The sequence below is a fragment of the Fictibacillus sp. B-59209 genome (assembly GCF_036216745.1).
Lineage (GTDB): Bacteria > Bacillota > Bacilli > Bacillales > Fictibacillaceae > Fictibacillus_C > Fictibacillus_C marinisediminis.
Map to the genome: position 1 here is coordinate 62,892 of NZ_JARMMC010000016.1, position 20,141 is coordinate 83,032.

Annotated in this window: 17 protein-coding genes and 2 tRNA genes; all 19 read right to left on the reverse strand. The window is 45.0% G+C overall.

The window, feature by feature from the left end:
* Positions 1-69 precede the first annotated feature (69 nt).
* The 19 genes from leuD to ptsG all read right to left on the reverse strand — a co-directional run bounded on the left by leuD (position 70) and on the right by ptsG (position 19,924).
* Complete coding sequence (leuD, locus tag P4361_RS12100; protein WP_328089587.1) at positions 70-660, reverse strand: 3-isopropylmalate dehydratase small subunit; 591 nt, start codon at positions 658-660, stop codon at positions 70-72.
* The gene (leuC, locus tag P4361_RS12105) at positions 647-2,080 is read right to left on the reverse strand and encodes a 3-isopropylmalate dehydratase large subunit (protein ID WP_265410040.1); all 1,434 of its coding nucleotides are present in this window, start codon (positions 2,078-2,080) and stop codon (positions 647-649) included. Before leuC ends, leuD begins: the two co-directional genes overlap by 14 nt.
* A 15-nt stretch (positions 2,081-2,095) precedes the next feature.
* Positions 2,096-3,193: a 3-isopropylmalate dehydrogenase gene (gene leuB / locus P4361_RS12110; protein ID WP_328089588.1), complete on the reverse strand. Its 1,098-nt coding sequence runs from the start codon at positions 3,191-3,193 to the stop codon at positions 2,096-2,098.
* A gap of 21 nt (positions 3,194-3,214) precedes the next feature.
* Positions 3,215-4,756, reverse strand: a complete 1,542-nt coding sequence (locus P4361_RS12115) for a 2-isopropylmalate synthase (protein ID WP_062234025.1) — start codon at positions 4,754-4,756, stop codon at positions 3,215-3,217.
* A complete protein-coding gene (ilvC, locus tag P4361_RS12120) occupies positions 4,743-5,774 on the reverse strand; it encodes a ketol-acid reductoisomerase (RefSeq protein ID WP_062234022.1) in 1,032 nt (343 codons plus the stop codon). Before ilvC ends, P4361_RS12115 begins: the two co-directional genes overlap by 14 nt.
* Before the next feature lie 33 nt (positions 5,775-5,807).
* Positions 5,808-6,326 (reverse strand): acetolactate synthase small subunit, encoded by a 519-nt coding sequence (gene ilvN / locus P4361_RS12125; protein WP_053357650.1) that lies wholly within the window; start codon positions 6,324-6,326, stop codon positions 5,808-5,810.
* A complete protein-coding gene (ilvB, locus tag P4361_RS12130) occupies positions 6,323-8,041 on the reverse strand; it encodes an acetolactate synthase large subunit (RefSeq protein ID WP_062234019.1) in 1,719 nt (572 codons plus the stop codon). Before ilvB ends, ilvN begins: the two co-directional genes overlap by 4 nt.
* A gap of 350 nt (positions 8,042-8,391) precedes the next feature.
* Entirely contained in the window at positions 8,392-10,059 is a 1,668-nt protein-coding gene (gene ilvD / locus P4361_RS12135) for a dihydroxy-acid dehydratase (protein WP_328089589.1), read from the reverse strand.
* A gap of 25 nt (positions 10,060-10,084) precedes the next feature.
* Positions 10,085-10,990 (reverse strand): branched-chain-amino-acid transaminase, encoded by a 906-nt coding sequence (gene ilvE, locus P4361_RS12140; RefSeq protein WP_062234014.1) that lies wholly within the window; start codon positions 10,988-10,990, stop codon positions 10,085-10,087.
* 329 nt (positions 10,991-11,319) lie between these two features.
* Positions 11,320-11,396, reverse strand: a tRNA-Arg gene (locus P4361_RS12145).
* 178 nt (positions 11,397-11,574) lie between these two features.
* Positions 11,575-11,648 (reverse strand) — tRNA-Gly (locus P4361_RS12150).
* 98 nt (positions 11,649-11,746) lie between these two features.
* On the reverse strand, positions 11,747-12,262 hold the full coding sequence (locus P4361_RS12155; RefSeq protein WP_091004088.1) for a metallophosphoesterase family protein: 516 nt from the start codon (positions 12,260-12,262) through the stop codon (positions 11,747-11,749).
* 14 nt (positions 12,263-12,276) lie between these two features.
* Complete coding sequence (locus P4361_RS12160; RefSeq protein ID WP_053357645.1) at positions 12,277-12,870, reverse strand: XTP/dITP diphosphatase; 594 nt, start codon at positions 12,868-12,870, stop codon at positions 12,277-12,279.
* Between the two features lie 14 nt (positions 12,871-12,884).
* On the reverse strand, positions 12,885-13,622 hold the full coding sequence (gene rph, locus P4361_RS12165) for a ribonuclease PH (protein ID WP_328089598.1): 738 nt from the start codon (positions 13,620-13,622) through the stop codon (positions 12,885-12,887).
* A gap of 121 nt (positions 13,623-13,743) precedes the next feature.
* A complete protein-coding gene (locus P4361_RS12170; protein ID WP_328089590.1) occupies positions 13,744-14,793 on the reverse strand; it encodes a GerMN domain-containing protein in 1,050 nt (349 codons plus the stop codon).
* A 146-nt stretch (positions 14,794-14,939) separates the two neighbouring features.
* Positions 14,940-15,746, reverse strand: coding sequence for a glutamate racemase (gene racE / locus P4361_RS12175; protein WP_328089591.1), 807 nt, complete (start codon positions 15,744-15,746; stop codon positions 14,940-14,942).
* 187 nt (positions 15,747-15,933) lie between these two features.
* Positions 15,934-17,646 (reverse strand): phosphoenolpyruvate--protein phosphotransferase, encoded by a 1,713-nt coding sequence (gene ptsP, locus P4361_RS12180; protein ID WP_062234004.1) that lies wholly within the window; start codon positions 17,644-17,646, stop codon positions 15,934-15,936.
* A complete protein-coding gene (locus P4361_RS12185; protein ID WP_062234000.1) occupies positions 17,646-17,912 on the reverse strand; it encodes a phosphocarrier protein HPr in 267 nt (88 codons plus the stop codon). The genes ptsP and P4361_RS12185 overlap by 1 nt, the downstream gene beginning before the upstream one ends.
* A gap of 23 nt (positions 17,913-17,935) precedes the next feature.
* Positions 17,936-19,924, reverse strand: a complete 1,989-nt coding sequence (ptsG, locus tag P4361_RS12190; RefSeq protein ID WP_053358513.1) for a glucose-specific PTS transporter subunit IIBC — start codon at positions 19,922-19,924, stop codon at positions 17,936-17,938.
* Between the last annotated feature and the right edge of the window lie 217 nt (positions 19,925-20,141).

The window sequence follows — 20,141 nt, forward strand, 5'->3', positions numbered from 1 at the left end:
ATTATTCCCGCTTAACTGTTATTCAAACCAAATGGCTGGATCTTGGAAGTAAACGGCTGCATTTGGCTGTTAGACTACTCCCATCTTGTTCTCGAATTGGCTGATCTCTTCATCATACTGCATGGTGATTGAAATTTCATCCCAGCCGTTCTGCAGCATCTCTTTCCAATAGGGATCAAAATCGAACGAAGCTGCCACCTTTGTACCTGCAGAGATTTCCTGGCTGTCCAGGCTGACGGTTAACTTCTTATTCCCGTTTTCCAAACTGGTTTTCAATTGATCAATCACCGGTTTAGGCAGGGTGATGACGAGAATGCCATTCTTCAAAGAGTTATTATAGAAGATATCCGCAAAGTCAGGAGCGATAATGACTTTGAATCCATAATCCTTCAGTGCCCATGGAGCGTGCTCTCTCGAAGATCCGCATCCGAAATTTGCACCTGCGATTAAAACCTCAGCTCCCTCTGCATCCTCCTTATTCAGTTCAAATTCAGCGTTTGGGGTGCCATCACGGTTGAAACGCCAATCAAAAAACAAATACTGGCCAAACCCACTGCGCTCGACCCGTTTTAGGAATTGCTTAGGAATAATCTGATCTGTATCCACATTTTCACGGTCTAATATGGCTGCTGTTCCGGTAAAAGTCTTAAATCCTGGCATACGCTTCACCTTCTCTCGTACCTGAAACAAATTTTCGGACGTCCACGAATTTACCTTCAATGGCAGCTGCTGCGGCCATCGCCGGACTCACAAGATGAGTTCTCGCTCCTTTGCCCTGCCTGCCCTCAAAGTTTCTGTTGGATGTGGAGGCACATCTCTCGCCTTCAGGAACGATATCCGGGTTCATCCCAAGACACATGGAGCATCCTGAATCTCTCCATTCAAAGCCTGCTTCCTGAAAAACATGGTGCAGACCTTCTTCTTCTGCCTTAACTTTTACTTGCTGTGAACCAGGAACCACAATCGCGTTGACCCCAGCGTGAACTTTTTTTCCTTTAATGACTTGAGCTGCAGCCTTCAGATCACTTAGTCTTGAATTTGTACAAGACCCGATGAATACGTGCTGAACAGGTACTTCAGTCAGAGACTGTCCCGGTGCTAGACCCATATAGGCAAGTGCTTTTTGCAGGGATTCTCTCTCTCTTTCTGGTTGCCCTTCTTTAAATGAAGGAACATTCTCAGAGATTCCCACACCCATTGACGGATTCGTTCCCCAGGTGACCATCGGTTCAACTTCTGATGCATCGATCTCGATAACTTTGTCGTATGAGGCATTGGAATCCGACTTAAGATCCTCCCACTGCTTCACTTTTTCTTCAAATTCATAATCTTTAGGAGCGTATTTTCTTCCTCTAATATACTCATACGTTGTTTCATCTGGTTCAATCAAACCTGCTTTCGCACCCGCTTCAATGGACATGTTGCACAATGTCATACGTTCTTCCATTGTGAAATTTCTTACCGTCTCTCCCGTAAATTCAATGACATGTCCCGCACCGGCGTTAGTACCATGGCTGGCAATAAGAGCAAGTACAATGTCTTTGGCTGTTACGCCGAATCCTGGTTTTCCTTCAATATTCACTTTGAGCTGCTTCGGTTTTTGCTGCCAAAGTGTCTGGGTGGCCAGAACATGCTCCACTTCGCTCGTTCCAATCCCAAAAGCCAAGGCACCAAACGCTCCGTGTGTAGAAGTATGGCTGTCTCCGCATACGATGGTTTTGCCGGGTACCGTCAGGCCAAGCTCCGGACCGATGACATGTACGATTCCCTGGTCAGCAGAGTCAAGACCTTCCAAATGAATACCATATTCTTTGCAGTTTTCCTCAAGGGTTTGAATTTGCTTCAGCGCGATGCGGTCATCAATGACAAACCGATTTTTGGTCGGTATGTTATGATCCATCGTTGCAAAACAAAGGCCGGGTTTTCGGACTTTTCTATTTTTTTCCCTCAAGCCGGCAAAGGCTTGTGGGGAAGTCACCTCATGAAGGAGGTGCAGGTCAATATATAAAAGAGCGGGCTTGTTCATTTCCTGAATGACTGCGTGATTGTCCCAGATTTTATCTATGATTGTTTTTGCCATTTTGCACCTTCCTCCTTACACATATACTTCAAGCAGCGTTGCGGCCGCCGCGTTTTCCTCCAGCCGGTAAACCAACTGTTCCACCATTTCATCTGTTGTAGAGACTCTGCTCTTTTTGGTTTGTATGTCACCCGTACGGAATTTCGCGTTCAGGACTTCCTGAACAGCCATTTCAATGGCATCCGCCTCTTCGTTCATATGAAAGGAATGTCTGAGCATCATTGCTGCTGAAAGGACCATTCCCAGCGGATTGGCCGTATTAGTTCCTGCAATATCAGGAGCTGAACCATGAACGGGTTCATACAATCCTGCACCTTCTTCACTCAATGATGCCGAAGCAAGCATTCCAAGAGATCCCGTAATCATGGAGGCTTCATCAGACAAGATGTCGCCAAACATATTCTCTGTCACGATGACATCAAATTGTGCAGGGTTCCGGACAAGCTGCATGGCCGCATTGTCAACAAGCATGTGTTCAACTTTAACATCTGAAAAGCTCTTCGCTATTTCGTTTACAACTTCCCTCCATAGTTTGCTTGATTCCAGCACATTGGCTTTATCCACTGAAGTCAGCTTTCCGGTTCTGGAAGCCGCGAGTTCAAACGCCTTTTTCACTACTCTCTCAATCTCTTGCCTATGATAGTACAGCGTGTCTACCGCTTCATCGGATCCTGTTCTTCCTTTTGGCTGAGCGAAATACAAGCCGCCTGTCAGTTCTCTTACAAACACCAAGTCTACATTTTTGATCAGTTCAGGTTTTAGCGGAGAAATATCTGCTAATGGACTGAATGCTTTAACCGGCCTCAGATTGGCGAAAACGTTGAGTTCCTTACGGATTTGGAGCAGTCCGTATTCGGGACGCTGATCCATGCCATCCCATTTAGGTCCACCCACGGCTCCCAAAAGAACCGCGTCACTCTTTTTGCATTGTTCAAGCGTTTCAGGGGGCAGTGGATTTCCTGTCTCATCGATGGCTTTACCGCCGATCGGCATCTCGGTCACTGTAAAACGATGCTGAAATCGGGATTCAATGGCTTTGAGCACCCGCAATGCCCCTTTCATTACTTCCGGTCCGATTCCGTCACCCGGCAAGACTGTAATTGTTTTTTCCATCTTGACCCCTCCTCATAAAATTTATAGACTGACTTTCACTAATTCTTCTTTTTGAACGTTCATAATCGTTTTGTTTAACGCATGAACGTATGCTTTTGCTGAAGCTTGAAGCACATCCTGAGCGGTTCCGCTTCCGTTGATTTCCTGTTCCTCGTACTTTAGCAGAACATAGACCTGTGCTAATGCATCTCTTCCTGAACCGACGGATTGAATACGGTAATCTTTCAGCTGTACAGGCAGCGGCAGCATTTTATCCAATGTATTGTAAATGGCCTCTACACTTCCTGAGCCCGTGCCTGCTTCCTGGATGCTCTTTCCGTCTGGCGCTTTTAGGGTAATGGTTGCAGTAGGAATATTGTTCGTGCCATAGTTCACCTGAATATCACCTAACTGGTACATAGGGACTGGCGGCTGGATTTGATGTTCGAGAAGGAGGGCCAGAATGTCTTCTTCTGTGAGCTCCTTCTTCCGGTCGGCCAGTGCTTTAAATTCGTTGAACAGTTCATTAAGCTGTTCCTCACCGGGTTCAAAGCCCAGTTTGTTAATATGTTTCCGGAATGCGTGCCTCCCTGAATGCTTTCCGAGAACGAGCTGGTTGGAGGATACTCCAACAAGTTCGGGAGTGATAATCTCATACGTTGATTTTTCTTTTAGCACACCATCCTGATGGATTCCAGATTCATGAGCAAAGGCATTTCTTCCGACTACAGCCTTATTCGGCGGAACGCTGATTCCTGTCAGTCTGCTGACGAGTCCGCTCGTGCGGCTGATCTCTTTCAGTTCCAAACGTGTTTCCGCTTTATAAAAGGTATTTCGGATGGCGAGTGCTACGGCAATTTCTTCTAATGAAGCATTGCCCGCTCTTTCACCGATTCCGTTGATCGTACATTCAATCTGATCGGCTCCGTTCTCGATCGCTGCTAATGAATTAGCAACAGCCATGCCAAGGTCATCATGGCAATGAGCAGATAATTTCGCCTTATGGATGTTTGGTACATGCTCTCTCACGTACCGGAAAAGATGCCCATATTCAGCAGGGCTGTAATAGCCAACAGTATCCGGAAGATTAATGACGGTGGCACCGGCATCAATCACTTGCTCAATGATTTTTACGAGAAAAGCCAGATCTGACCGGCAAGCATCTTCTGCCGACCATTGTACGATTGGAAAACGCTCACGTGCGTATTTCACAGATCGAACGGCTGTTTCAACCACTTCATCCGGAGTTTTCTTTAGTTTATATGTCATGTGGATCGGCGATGTTGCTAAGAAAACATGCAGCCGAGGTTCAGGTGATCCTTTTAATGCTTCCCATGCCGCATCAATATCCTTTGTCGTCGAACGGGCGAGGCCAGTTACCGAACTGTTCTTGATTTCATCGGAGATTTTTTTTACCGCTGCAAGATCACCAGGGGAGGCAGCCGGGAACCCTGCTTCAATGACATCTACACCGAGCCTCTCGAGCTGTTTGGCTATCTCAAGTTTTTCCTGGGCATTCAAGTTCACTCCTGCCGTTTGCTCTCCGTCTCTCAATGTTGTGTCAAAGATATCAATTTTTCGCACTTGTCACCGCCTCCTTCGTTTTTTCCTTTTGTTGTTTAACAAAAGGCATCATTGCTCTTAACTCGCGGCCGACTACTTCAATCGGATGATGTTTTTCACTCTCATTGATGGCATGGAACACTGGGCGGTTTGCCTGATTTTCCAAGATCCAGCCTTTAGCAAACTCTCCGCTTTGGATATCCTTCAGAACCGCTCTCATTTTCGTTCTTGTATCCTCATCTACGACTCTTGGACCGGATTGGAAATCGCCCCATTGAGCTGTATCAGAAATGGAATATCTCATTCCTTCAAGGCCGCCTTCGTACATTAAGTCAACAATCAGCTTCAGCTCGTGCAGACATTCAAAGTAGGCGACTTCTGGCTGGTACCCGGCTTCTACAAGAGTTTCAAAACCTGTCTTAACAAGTGAAGTCAATCCTCCGCACAAGACAGCCTGCTCACCGAACAGATCCGTTTCGGTTTCTTCTTTAAAGGTTGTTTCAAGAACGCCGGCTCTTGCAGCTCCAATCCCTTTTGCATATTCAAGCGCCGTTTCTTTCGCAGTTCCCGTCACATCCTGATAAACTGCGATCAGCGCAGGAACCCCAGCTCCAGCTTCATAAGTCCGTCTTACAAGATGTCCCGGTCCTTTAGGAGCAACAAGGAATACATCCACGAAATCCGGCGGAACGATCTGATGGAAATGAACATTGAAACCATGCGCAAAAACAAGTGCCTTCCCTGGAGTCAGCGCCGGTTCGATCTCCTTTTTATAGACTTGAGGCTGAAGTTCATCCGGCAGAAGAATCATGATGACATCCGCTTCATTGGAAGCTTCTTCTACAGATGCTACTCGGACACCATCTTCAACCGCCTGGTCAAATGATTTCCCCTGTCTTACACCAACTACAACGTCATATCCACTTTCTTTCAAGTTCAAAGCGTGGGCATGCCCTTGAGATCCATATCCAATAACTGCTACCTTTTTTCCGTTTAAGTATTGATCAGCGATTTCCTTGTCATAATAAACTTTTGCCATTTTTACATCTCTCCCTAGGTTTTATAGTTATTTTTAGATAATAGAAAACTGATTCAGGTTATACACTGTTTTTTGTGTTCCGCGCGGCATTGCGGTAAGCCCTGTTCTGGAAATTTCCTTAATTCCGTATGGCCGCAGCAGCTCGATCAATGCCTCTACTTTTTCATTGTCGCCTGTCACCTCAATCGTGACGTTTTCAAGGCTTACATCAATGATGGCTGCTCTGAAAGGCTCAATAATAACTTTAATCTCACTCCGTGTATCTGGTGTGGTAATCACTTTAATCAGTGCCAATTCCCTGGCTACAAGTGCCATATCGGTGAGATCTTTTACTTTCAGCACATCGATCTGTTTATGCAGCTGTTTAAGCAGCTGTTCGAGTTTTCTGTCATCCTCGACCTGCACAACAATCGTAATTTTTGATATCCCCGGATCATCGGAATGTCCTACCGTGATGCTCTCAATGTTAAATTGCCTTTTTGTCAGGAGTCCTGTCAGCCGGTTTAACACACCGCTCTGGTTTAAAACGGTAGCTGTTATAATGCGCCTCATGGTTTCACCCCAATCATTTGATGAATCCCTTTCCCGGGAGCAATCATCGGATAGACATTTTCATCCGAAGTTACCCTGCAGTCGAGAAGGAAAGGAGAATTGGACTCCAGTGCCTGTGCAAGCTTCACTTTGGCATCCTCTTCTGTAGTAACAACCGCAGCGTCAATGCCATATGCGGCTGCCAGTTTTACAAAGTCAGGCTGAACAGGAATGAGGGATTGTGAATAACGTTCTTCGTAAAAGATCTCCTGCCACTGCCTAACCATTCCAAGTGACTGGTTATTAACGATGACAATGATGACAGGCAGCTTCAATTCTTGAAGAACAGATAGCTCTTGTAATGTCATTTGGAATCCGCCATCACCTGTTACAGCAACAACAGGAAGTTCTGGATTTCCAATTTTCGCCCCGATTGCTGCCGGGAATCCGAATCCCATCGTTCCTAATCCTCCTGAAGTTACCCAGCGGTTTGGTTTGGAAAAACCATAATATTGCGCTGTCCACATCTGATGCTGTCCCACATCTGTCGTAATGACCGCTTCCCCTTTTGTTTCCTCATGAATGATTTCAAGCAATCTCTGGGGTTTTAGCGTTTCACCGTCTTTTTTATACCAGAGCGGATAACTGCTCTTCAGCTCAGATAAATGATAGACCCATTCTGTCGTATCTCCTGACGATGTGCTTTCTCGAAGCAATGCTGAAACGGTATGCTTTGCACAACCGACAATCGGAATCAGAGTTTCCACGTTCTTGCCGATCTCAGCCGGATCAATGTCAATATGGGCAACGGCTGCTTTCTTGGCGAAGTGATTTAGATCACCTGTCAAACGGTCATCGAACCGTGCTCCGATTCCAATCAGGAGATCACACTCGTGCAGAGCAATATTCGAGGCATAGGTGCCATGCATACCGGCCATTCCCAGGAAAAGGGGATGATCGGATGGGAAGCTGCCAAGCCCGAGCAATGTATTGGCGACCGGAATCCGATGCTGTTCAGCCAAGGTAAGGATTTCATTCTCTGCTCCAGCGAACAGCACACCCGCACCTGCAAGAATGACAGGTTTTTTTGCAGTGGCAATGGCGTCTGCCAGCCGTTTTACTTGGAGAAGGTTCGGCATGACTGTTGGCTGGTAACCTGGCAGTGTGACTTCTTTCGGTGTAGAAAATGCCCCTAAAGCAGTCGAAATATCTTTTGGAATGTCTACCAGAACCGGACCTGGCCTTCCTGTCTGAGCGATATGAAAAGCTTCCTGGACGATCCCGGGGAGGTCTTCCACTCTTCTTACCTGGTAGTTATGTTTGGTGATAGGCATCGTTACACCGACAATATCAGCTTCCTGGAAAGCGTCCGTACCGATTACAGTTGTTGCCACCTGCCCGGTGAAGATGACAAGCGGGAGAGAATCAATCATGGCATCAGCAATTCCAGTAACGAGATTGGTTGCCCCCGGCCCCGAGGTGGCGATGACAACTCCTGCTTTTCCGGTAACCCTTGCAAACCCTTGAGCTGCATGGATGGCTCCTTGCTCATGGCGGGTTAAAATATGTCTGATATTTTTCTTGTAAAGGGCATCATAGATTGGAAGGACAGCACCTCCAGGATAGCCGAATAAGACGTCTACCCCTTCTTTTTCAAGTGCCTCCATCAGCATGTCTGCTCCTGACATCATTTGAACTTTGCTTTTCTCTTCATCAGCCACCCAGCTGGCTTTCATTCCTGATTCCTCCCTTATAAAATCATAATAAAAAGCCTTCCCACCCAAAATGACAGTGTAAACCTGCCAAAGGGGTGAAAAGGCTTCTTTTCACGGTACCACCCTTCTTCGCGGCTATGCTGCTTGGCCGCCTCATGGACGAATATGTTCGCCCGGTTTGATAACAAGTTAACTCCTCTTTCGGGTTAACTCGGCCTGCCCTACTGGCCAATGGCTTTCGGACAGACACTCAGGGGTGAGGTCCTGATAAGAGCATTACCGGTTCCCAGCGCTTCCGGCTCTCTGTGAATACTCTGTTATCATTCTTCCCCTTCATCGATTTTGAATTATTTAACTTTTTTACTAAAAGTTTATATTTTTAGAACTCCGCCAGTATTGGCTGAAGTAACCAGCTTGGAGTAACGGGCGAGATAGCCTTGTTTAATTTTTGGTTCAGGCTGTCTCCAATCCGTCTTTCTGCTTTCCAGTTCTTCGTTGCTCAGCATGATGTTGATCGATCTTTGAGTCAAATCAATGAAAATGTGGTCTCCGTTCTCCAGGAATGCGATTGGACCGCCTTCAGCTGCTTCAGGAGAAATATGACCGATGGAAATTCCCCTGGATGCTCCTGAAAATCTTCCGTCTGTAATTAAAGCAACCTTTGTGCTTAGTCCCATTCCAGCGATTGCGGAGGTCGGTGAAAGCATCTCAGGCATTCCAGGTCCGCCTTTGGGGCCTTCATACCGGATAACCACAACGTGGCCTTCTTTTACTTTTCCGTTGTTGATGCCTTCTAACGCTTCATCCTGTGATTCAAAGACGATGGCTTCTCCTTCAAAATATTTGATCGATGGATCTACACCGCCCACCTTGATCACACAGCCGTCAGGTGCAAGGTTTCCATATAGAATGGAGAGTCCTCCTACAGGACTGTAGGCGTTATCAGGATATCTGATTACATCGCTGTTTGTAATGGAAGCATCTTTTATATTTTCATAGAGAGTTTTCCCCGTAATCGTGATCCGGTCTTTATGAACTGCTCCTTCAATGTGGCAGAGCTGTTTCATGATGGCACTGACTCCACCGGCATCATGGACATCCTGCATCGTGTAGTCGGATGCGGGACTGATCTTTGATAAATAAGGAACCCTCTCAGCTACTTCATTAATTCGTTTAAGATCGTATTCGATCCCCGCCTCATGTGCGATGGCCAGCATATGAAGTACGGTGTTTGTTGATCCTCCCATGGCCATATCCAATGCAAAAGCATCATCTATGGCTTCTTTTGTAATAATGTCTCTTGGCCGGATATCGCGTTCGACCAGATCCATCAAACAAAAGGCAGCATCTTTATAGAGCTTATCCCGCTCTTTCGAAGTGGCGACGAGTGTCCCGTTTCCCGGCAATGTAATTCCTAGCATTTCCATAATGGAGTTCATGCTGTTTGCGGTGAACATTCCGGAACAGGATCCGCAGGTCGGACAGGCGCTTGTTTCAAGCTCCAGCAGTTCTTCCCTCGACATCTTACCGGAAAGATGTGATCCGACTCCTTCGAATACAGAAACGAGCGAAAGTGATTTTCCAGCGGATGATTTCCCTGCTTCCATCGGGCCGCCTGAAACGAATACGGCAGGTACATTCGTTCTAACTGCTGCCATCAGCATGCCCGGCGTTATCTTGTCACAGTTTGGAATAAAAAAGACTCCGTCAAACCAGTGAGCATTAATGACTGTTTCCGCTGAATCAGCAATAATTTCCCGGCTCGGAAGCGAATAACGCATCCCGATGTGCCCCATGGCAATCCCATCATCGACGCCGATGGTATTAAACTCAAACGGGACACCGCCTGCTTCACGGATGGCTTGCTTAACTTGTTCGCCCACTTTATTGAGGTGCATATGTCCCGGAATGATATCTACATACGAGTTACAGACCCCGATAAATGGCTTGTTCATGTCTTCCTCTTTGACACCGGCAGCATGCAGCAAGCTGCGATGCGGTGCCCGGTCAATTCCTTTTTTTATCATGTTACTGCGCATAGACCACAACTCCTGTTACGTATGATTAACCCGCTTGTACGGTAGTGGAAGCCGGATAGACTTTGACTCCCTCTTCGACAACTCTTTGCCTGAACGCTTGCAGCAAAATGTTCGTGTGTTTTCCAGGAACACCTTCACCGATTACCCTGCCGTCCACTTTGATAACAGCAATGACTTCAGCAGCCGTCCCTGTAAGAAACACTTCATCAGCCACGTACACATCGTGTCTTGTAAATGGCTCTTCGCTAACGTTGTATCCAAGTTCTGCAGCGATCTCAACGATAGCGTTCCTCGTAATTCCTTCAAGCGCCCCCAGGTAACCCGGCGGTGTTTTGATGCTATTTCCTTTAACAATAAATACGTTATCTGCAGAACCTTCGGCGACATAACCTTGGTCGTTCAGCATAAGCGCTTCGCTGACACCCGCCAGATTGGCTTCAATTTTGACGAGTATGTTGTTTAAGTAATTCAATGATTTTACTTTTGGACTCAAAACATCTGCGCGGTTCCTGCGGCTCGCAACTGTCACAATTTCGATTCCAGTCTCATAAAGTTTTTTAGGGAAGAGAGCCAGCTGTTCTGCAATGATGATAACCCCCGGTTTTTCACAGGTAAATGGATCCAGGCCAAGATTCCCTCTTCCACGGGATATGACTAAACGGATGTAGGCATCACGATATTGGTTTTTTTGGAGCGTCTCGACGATAATTTTTGTCAGCTCCTCTTTTGTGTGCGGAATGGTTAACATGATGGATTGAGCTGATTCAAACAGACGCTGTAGATGTTCATCAAGCCGATAAACATTTCCATTGTAGACTCGAATGCCTTCAAACACCCCATCTCCGTACAAAAATCCGTGATCATAAACAGAGATTTTGGCATCTTCTTTCAAGACAAATTCACCGTCTACATAAACCCATTGTTCTAACATCGTGATCCTCCTTTTCTCCTTCGTAAATTGTTCGAATATTTAAATAGAATCTGATAATTGTTGATTATGTTACGCCCCTTTTTGTTCTAGGTCAACCACCTTTTTTGAAAAAAATTAATTTTCAGTTTATTCAGTTTTTTTGTATCCGCTTACATCCTTTGTGCCAAAGAGAAAAGAAAACGAAACGTGTCCATTGTAAACATTTTTGAAGCGCTTACAAAAATAGTCCAAGCACTCTTTAGTTAAGCAAAAGAAGACAAAAAAAAGACACCTTTTTCAGTACATTTAATCGATGTACTGAAAAAGGTGTCTATAGTATGTATGTTAGATGGCGTCCCAGGAGAGATTCGAACTCCCGACCGTACGCTTAGAAGGCGTATGCTCTATCCGGCTGAGCTACTGGGACATATGTATTTTAGAGCCCTTTCCGCTTAGCAATGCAACTTCATGCGATTGCAGAGCGCTGCGGGCACACAGTTTTGTTTTCCTCGGGGAAAACGTTATGATCAATCAATTCTCTTTGACTTTTCCAGTATAAAAAAGTCTTGCCTGTTTGTTTCCATTGCGACGTGAGAAATAGCAAATGGAGCGGGTGATGAGAATCGAACTCACGACCAGAGCTTGGAAGGCTCTTGTTTTACCACTAAACTACACCCGCAAGTAGGTAACTTAGGTCACTAACATCAGCGACATAAGTAAATATACTATATCCCATTCAGTATGTCAACAGATTTGGGGAGAAAAATCTCCCCATTGTTAAGAAAGCTGAAATTCACTTCTAAGGTCTTCTACTTCTTTTCCTTCAAGGTCCAAAAAGTATACATTCACCGTACTGCCTTCAACCTCACAGATCGCGTAGGTTTTTTCAAAACGTTCTCTTGGCATTCTGATGCTGCCTGGATTGATATAGATATGGCCGTTCTTCTCAAAGCTGTGCGCTGTGTGAGAGTGTCCGTAACAAATAACCTTAGCTCCCGTTTCTTCTCCTCGGTAGGTTAGTGATACGAGTGACATTTTCACATTATACAGGTGGCCGTGCGTGACATAAAAGCAAGTGTCCCCAATCAGCTCTATGGCTTCTGTAGGAAGGTCAGGCGCAGCATAATCCATATTGCCCTGCACCGTGATAAAATCCTTTAATTCGCGGGAATCAGCAGTAAGCTCGGAATCTCCGCAATGAATCATTGCTTCTACTTCACCTCGGTGACGGTCTTTGATCATTTCTAGTTCCTTTTTATATCCGTGGCTGTCACTGACGATTAAAACTTTCACAGTTGGCTAACCTCCTAAAACAGCAGATGCATCTGATCCTTAAGCTTCGCCATTGCATTTGCACGATGGCTGATTTTGTTTTTCTCTTCTTTTGTGAGCTCTGCCATAGTGGACGAAGTATGCCCGACGACAAAGATTGGATCATAGCCGAAGCCATTGCTTCCTGTTTTTTTATAGCCGATCTCACCTTCACAATGCCCTTCAACGATCAGTGTTTCCCTACCTGGACTTGCAACGGCGAGTGCGCACACAAATCTCGCACTGCGCTCTTCAGGCGGTACGCTTCGCATCTCGTCAAGCACTTTGTCCATATTTTTATTATCGTCTTTTTCTATTCCCGCATATCGGGCCGAGAAAACACCAGGCCTGCCGTCTAAAGCGTCTATAACAAGTCCTGAATCATCCGCGATAACAGGAATATTGTAAAGTTCTGAGATTTCTTCTGCTTTTAATGCTGCATTTTCAGCAAATGTGGTTCCTGTTTCTTCAACATCCGGAGTGTTCTCCACATCCAGCAGAGAGGTCACTTCCAATCCCATCTCTGAGAACATAAATGTAAATTCTTTTACTTTACCTTCGTTCTTCGTCGCAATCAGTACTTTTTTCATCATCAATACCTGCCTTACTTAATTAGTTTCGCCAGATCACCGAGCACTTCCTTCTGAATGCCGATCAATTCAGTGACACCTTTATTCCCTAATTCGAGCAGTGTCTGCAGCTGCTGATAAGAAAAAGTCGCTTCCTCTCCTGTTCCTTGAAGCTCGACAAAGTCTCCGCTGCCGGTCATGACAATATTCATGTCTACTGAAGCAGTCGAATCTTCGGCATAATTCAAATCCAGCAGGGCTCCTTCTTTTTCGTCAATACCTGCAGAAGTAGCAGCAAGAAAATCACTTACCGGCATTTGCTTGATCGCTTTGGTCTCCAAAAGCTTACCAAACGCTAATACCATCGCAACAAACGCTCCTGTAACGGAAGCCGTCCGCGTCCCTCCGTCAGCTTGAATGACATCACAATCCACCCAGATTGTCCGTTCTCCGATTTTGGAAAGGTCAACAACGGAACGGAGCGCTCTTCCGATCAGACGCTGGATCTCCATTGTGCGGCCCGTTACTTTCCCCTTGCTAGACTCACGGATCGTACGCTGTTCTGTCGCTCGCGGAAGCATCGAATATTCAGCTGTTATCCAGCCTTTGCCCTGCCCTCTCATAAACGGAGGAACTCTCTCTTCGATGCTTGCAGTACAAATCACTTTTGTGTCACCTACTGCTATGAGGACAGCTCCTTCCGGATGTTTTATGTAATCTTTATCCATCTTTACGGGCCTTAGTTCGTTGTTCGCCCTTCCGTCATTCCTCATCATAAACCTCCTGCGTTATCTTGCTCACTTTCATTGCCTGATCTTATTTTTCGTTTTATGCCATACAAAAAAAGAGAAGGCTTAAGCCGTCTCTTTTATCCTACCACAAGTTATTCATAGATTAAAATTCGCCGGTGTTTACTATTGCAGGTCTTGAAACTGGAGCTGTGATTGACTTTCCGTCTTCGGACTTCAGTTTTGTTTTCCCGTTAACATGAATGGCTACTTTTTTCACATCATTTAATTCTGTCAAGGATAATACGATCGATTTCAACACAGCATCGTCAATCGTATTTTCCGATTTATTATCCAAGATGGCTTTATTGAAATTCAGCGTGGCTACCCCGTTTTTAACAACTGGTGCATCGAGTAATTTCACATCATTTCTGAATCCGGTTAAAAGTCTGCTTTGTTCTCCAGGTCCTTGAATCAGTTCTTGGATAGCTGCAGTTATTTTATCGCTGTCATTTTTCGCTACCCTGCGTGTAACCGGAACATAATATTCTTGAGTACCATTTTCCGCAACAAAATACAGCGTAGCTGTATCACTGCCAGTCATGTCGACTACATCGCCATTTTCAATATTTATGCCGTCAGCACGGCTGACTCCGTCATTGATCGGTGTATGATTTACAGGCATAACGTCTTGGTTCTTGCCGTCTATTTGAATTTTCACATTTTTAATTGAATGAAATTGAGTAAGCGTGAAAGTGATCGACTGTAAAAGCCTTTGTTCATCCTGGCCTCGGTAATCCTTGAATTCTTTGGAAAAATTCGCGGTTGCCGTACCGTCTTTACCGACGACAACGTCCAGTACTTGCGTATCAGGCGGCAGCACAGCCTGGAATCCGTTTGGCAGGATATTGGATACCGGCCCGTCTTTTACTAAGTACTCTAATACTTGTTTTGCAGCAGTGCCCGATTTTGGCAGGTTCATCATTTGAGGCACGACCAGCCCATTGCTGTCCAATAAAAACAGCTGGCGTTTCACGGAGTTTTTAGTGGCTTTGGCAGTTGTTTCTTTATCAAGAGACTTGCCTTCCTTCACGTAGTTCACTTTCGGGGGATCTAGCTCATTTCCTGCTTTTTCTCCCCCCAGTCCACACCCCGCCATCAGCATTGACACTGATAGGAGAAGCAGCGGCGCTCCTGCCCTCATTTTTTTATACATACTTTTCCCTCCCCAAGTGGTTGTACTACTATGTATACGGGCTGTCCCGCCTTTTAGACCACTCTCGGAAAAAATAAAAGGGGCTGTCCAAGAANNTCGACTTTCTGGACAGCCCCCCCCCCCAAAAACTAAAAGGACAAAACCACTCAGCGGTTTTGTCCTAATTTAATAAAATGCACATGCTCTACTTTTTCTTCCATCCAATGATTCGCAATCTCTAGGAAATGTCCGTTATCTGAAGTAGAAAAGAATTCATGGCCTGGAACCCGGTCGCCAGTATACAAAAGACCGCTGTGATCCAGAATGGCTGAAACCTCTCTTGCTGTTTCAGCACCTGAGCAGATCAGCTTGATCTTTTCTCCCATTACTTTTTGAATGACAGGCCGTAATAACGGATAATGTGTACATCCGAGAATAAGAGTATCGATCGGGGTTTCTTTTAACGGCTGAAGAACTTCAAGAACCGTTCTGTACGTATCCTCTCCGGACAGTTCGCCGTTCTCAACGAGTGGGACAAACGGCGGACAGGCAAGACTGTGCACAGTAATATCGCCCTTGATCTCCTTTAACGCAGTCTCGTAAGCACCGCTTTTTACTGTTCCGACGGTCCCGATGATTCCGACCTGCTGATTCCTCGTTACTTTCAGGGCTGTTCTCGCTCCAGGGTGTATGACACCTATAACCGGTATACTGAGCCTTTTTTTCACTTCATCCAAAATGGCTGCTGTCGCTGTGTTGCATGCAATGACAAGCATCTTTATCTCCTTGCTGAGAAGGAACTCAATCATCTCCAATGTGTATTGTCTTACTTCCTCCATTGGTCTGGGTCCATACGGACAGCGTGCAGTATCACCCAAATAATATATTTCTTCCTTAGGCAGCTGCCGGATGATCTCCCTCGCTACCGTTAAACCGCCTACACCTGAGTCGATCACGCCTATTGGTTTATCCATTTGTTCGCCTCTTCCTTCTTTCGGTGTATATTCATGTTGTATGCTGAAATTCACACCGCTCTAACCAAAAAAATCCTACCAAAGAATAAAATAAAAACGATGTTCTTGTCAACTCCAGCCAAAGAAGAAAAGCCGATTCCCTTTCGCTGCACTAAGGCAGTGAAAGGGAAATCAGCTTTACTTTGTTTTAGAAATTTTCGTTAACAAACTTCACAACATCTTCAGCAGTATCCATGTTTAAAATGGTGTCTACATGTTTTTCTGCTTGCGCTTTGGAAAGTTTGGAAAGCTGGCTTCTCGCAGGAAGGACTGATGTTGCACTCATGGAGAATTCATCAAGTCCAAGGCCCAGAAGAATAGGAATCGCAATCGGATCGCCGGCCATCTCACCGCACATTCCAACCCATTTTCCTTCTTTATGGGCAGCAGTAATCACCATTTGGATCAACCGAAGGATTGCCGGATTGTATGGCTGGTAAAGGTAAGAAACCCTTTCGTTCATCCTGTCTGCTGCCATCGTGTACTGGATAAGGTCGTTCGTACCAATGGAAAAGAAATCGACTTCTTTTGCAAAACGGTCAGAAAGGACAGCGGTGGAAGGAATCTCTACCATGATTCCGATTTCGATGTTCTCTGAAACGGATACTCCTTCTTTTACAAGTTTTTCTTTTTCTTCAAGAAGAACTTGCTTAGCCGATCGGAATTCAACCAATGTTGCAATCATCGGAAACATGATTTTCAAGTTTCCGTAAGCACTCGCACGAAGCAAAGCTCTCAGCTGTGTTCTGAAGATCTCTTGTTGTTCCAGGCAAAGGCGAATCGCTCTAAAGCCAAGGAACGGATTCATTTCCTTTGGAAGATCAAGGTATGGAAGCTCTTTGTCTCCACCGATGTCAAGCGTACGGATAACGACAGGTTTTCCTTCCATTTTTTCAAGGACTTCTTTATATGCCTTAAACTGCTCTTCTTCCGTCGGTAACTGGTCGCGACCCATGTACAAGAATTCGGTACGGTAAAGACCGACGCCTTCTGCACCGTTTTCAAGAACACCTTTAACATCCTGTGGTGTACCGATATTAGCAGCAAGTTCAGCATGGTGTCCGTCAGCCGTTGTCGTTTGTTCGTTTACGAGTTTCGCCCATTCAGCTTTTTGCGCTTTGTATTCCTCTTGCTTCTTCTTATAGAGTTCAAGCTCTTCATTGGATGGATCAACGATGACTTCACCATCAAGTCCATCAATAATAAGCAGGGTTCCGCTGGAGATTTTTTCTGTTACTGTTTTCGTCCCAACAACTGCCGGGATTTCCATGGAACGGGACATGATGGCTGAATGAGAGGTTCTTCCGCCAATATCCGTCGCAAATCCAAGAACAAACCTACGGTTAAGCTGTGCTGTATCGGATGGCGTCAAGTCTTCGGCAATGATCACTACTTCCTCTGAGATGCTTGCCGGAGAAGAGAATTGAACGCCCAGCAAATGAGCGAGGACGCGCTTGGATACATCACGGATATCCGCCGCACGTTCTTTCATATACTCATTATCCATCTGCTCAAACATGCTGATAAACATTCCTGAAATCTCATCCATCGCACTCTCAGCGTTGACATTTTCATTCTGAATTTTGGTTTTAACTGCATCAATTAGCTCTGGGTCCTCAAGGACAAGAAGATGGGCAGCAAAAATCGCTGCCTTATCTTCTCCTAATTCCTTTAATGCATTTTCTTTAATAACCTGAAGTTCGCCTTTCGCTTTTTCTACTGCAGCCGAAAACCGTTCAACCTCAAGACCGGTATTTTCAACCGGCTTTTTTTCAATGATTAATTCAGGGTTTTCAAGAATAAATGCTTTGGCAATCGCAATGCCAGCTGATGCAGCAATACCTGAAATCTTTTCAGACATTACTCACCAAGTCCTTCCTTTTTCATTACATCTTCAATAGCAGCCAATGCTTCATCAGCATCAGAACCTTCAGCTTTGATTGTGATTTCAGAACCGCTTTGGATACCAAGGCTCATTACACCCATGATGGATTTAAGGTTTACGTTTTTCCCGTTATAACCAAGTGTAATGTCAGAGCTGAATTGCCCTGCTTGGTTTACTAATACAGTTGCCGGACGTGCGTGAATTCCCGAGTCACTTGTTACTTTAAAAGTTTTTTCTGCCATGATTGAAAACTCCTTCGTTATTTTTATTTGATAGTAATAATATCTTCTTCACCTTTAGACACGGTTCCTGTTTTTTCAAGGTGAATGCTTTCTCCTTCAGCAAGGTTCGTAAACACGATCGGTGTAATTACTGACGGAGTGTTTTCCTTAACAAATTCAAGATTAACTTTCATTAATTCTTGTCCTTGTTCTATGATGTCACCCTCATTTACAAACGATTCGAAGCCTTCACCTTTAAGTTTGACCGTATCGATTCCAAAATGGATCAAAATTTCACGGCCGCCGTCAGATTCAATTCCAATCGCATGCTTCGTTGGGAATACATTGATGATTTTTCCGTTTACCGGTGATACTACCGTTCCATTTGAAGGTTCGACTGCAAAGCCGTCACCCATCATTTTACCTGAAAAGACTTGGTCAGGCACTTCTGTGATAGGGATGATTTTCCCTTCAAGCGGAGAAACGAAACGCTCAGCTACCGCAGGAGCTGGAACTTCCATTTCTGTTTTTTGGGTTAATGGCTCTTTTTTAGCCGCTACCACTTTACCGTCCATAATGTCTTTGATCTCGCTCTTGATGGTATCAGAACGTGTCCCAAAGATGGCTTGGATGTTGTTCCCCATTTCAAGAACTCCAGATGCACCTAATTTTTTGAGGCGATCTTTATCGACATTTTTCGCATCATTTACAGCAACACGCAAACGTGTAATACATGCATCAAGATCTTTAATGTTCTCTTTTCCGCCTAGTCCTTCAAGGATATTAGCAGCTAAAGACCCTTCGTTGCTCACGCTGACGTTTGTTTCAACCTCATCGTCCACCACTTCGCGTCCTGGAGTCTTAAGATCCCATTTACGGATGACGAATCGGAATCCAAAGTAATAAATGACTGCAAAGACTAAACCAACTGGAATAACCAGCCACCAAGCAGTACGGTTAGGCAGAACTCCGAATAGAAGATAGTCAATGACTCCACCAGAGAATGTCATACCGATTTTAACATTTAACAGCTGCATTGTCATAAATGACAACCCGGCGAAGATTGCATGAATTCCGAATAGAACTGGAGCAACAAACAAGAATGTAAACTCGATTGGTTCTGTAATTCCTGTTAGGAAAGAAGTTAATGCTGCAGAACCCATGATACCGGCTACAACTTTTTTGTGCTCAGGACGAGCTTCGTGATACATCGCAAGTGCTGCCGCAGGCAGACCAAACATCATGAATGGGAATTTACCTGTCATGAAAGTACCTGCTGTTAATGGTGCACCATCTTTAATCTGTGCAAAGAAGATCTTTTGGTCACCTCGGACGATGTCTCCGGCTTTGTCTGTGTACTGTCCAAACTCAAACCAGAATGGAGAGTAGAAGATGTGGTGAAGTCCAAAAGGAATTAACGAACGTTCGATTACTCCAAAAACGAAAGCAGCCAATGTTCGGTTTGAGTCTAGCATAAAGTGTGAGAAAGAGTTTAATCCGTTTTGAGCATATGGCCATACACCAATCATGATGATACCAAGAACCAATGATGAAACCGCTGTAATAATTGGGACAAATCGTTTACCTGCAAAGAATCCTAAGTATGAAGGTAGTTCAATCTTATAGAACCGTTTATAAAGATAGGAGGCAAGAATACCAACGATGATACCGCCAAAAACTCCTGTTTGCAGGGTGGGTATACCCAGCACATTTGCAAACTCCGGGTTGTCTTTGATCATATCAGGCGTAATGCCTTTTAACGTACCCATCGTTACATTCATAATTAGATATCCAATAATGGCAGCAAGTCCTGCTACACCTTCTCCGCCAGCTAGTCCGACGGCAACACCGACTGCAAAAAGCAAGGACAGGTTAGAAAACACAATATTCCCCGAGTTTTCCATAACGCTTGCTACAAGCTGGAACCAGCCTGCTTTTAAAGCAGGTAACTTATCGAGCAATGCAGGGTTTTTGAACGCGTTACCAAATGCGAGCAGCAAACCAGCTGCAGGCAGGATGGCTACAGGAAGCATCAATGCTTTACCTACCCTCTGCAGTACTCCAAAAATACTTTTCCACACGGGACTTTCCTCCTTAAATTTATTTTTTCTTTGTGCTGGAAGCTGAATAAACCAAAAAAAGGCATAAGTGACAAAAAAGCGCATACAAAAGCTAATCAGATATAGAATATCCGAATTAAGCCCTTACTACACTTTTTTCTTCACTCATGCCTGATCGAATCAGTAACAC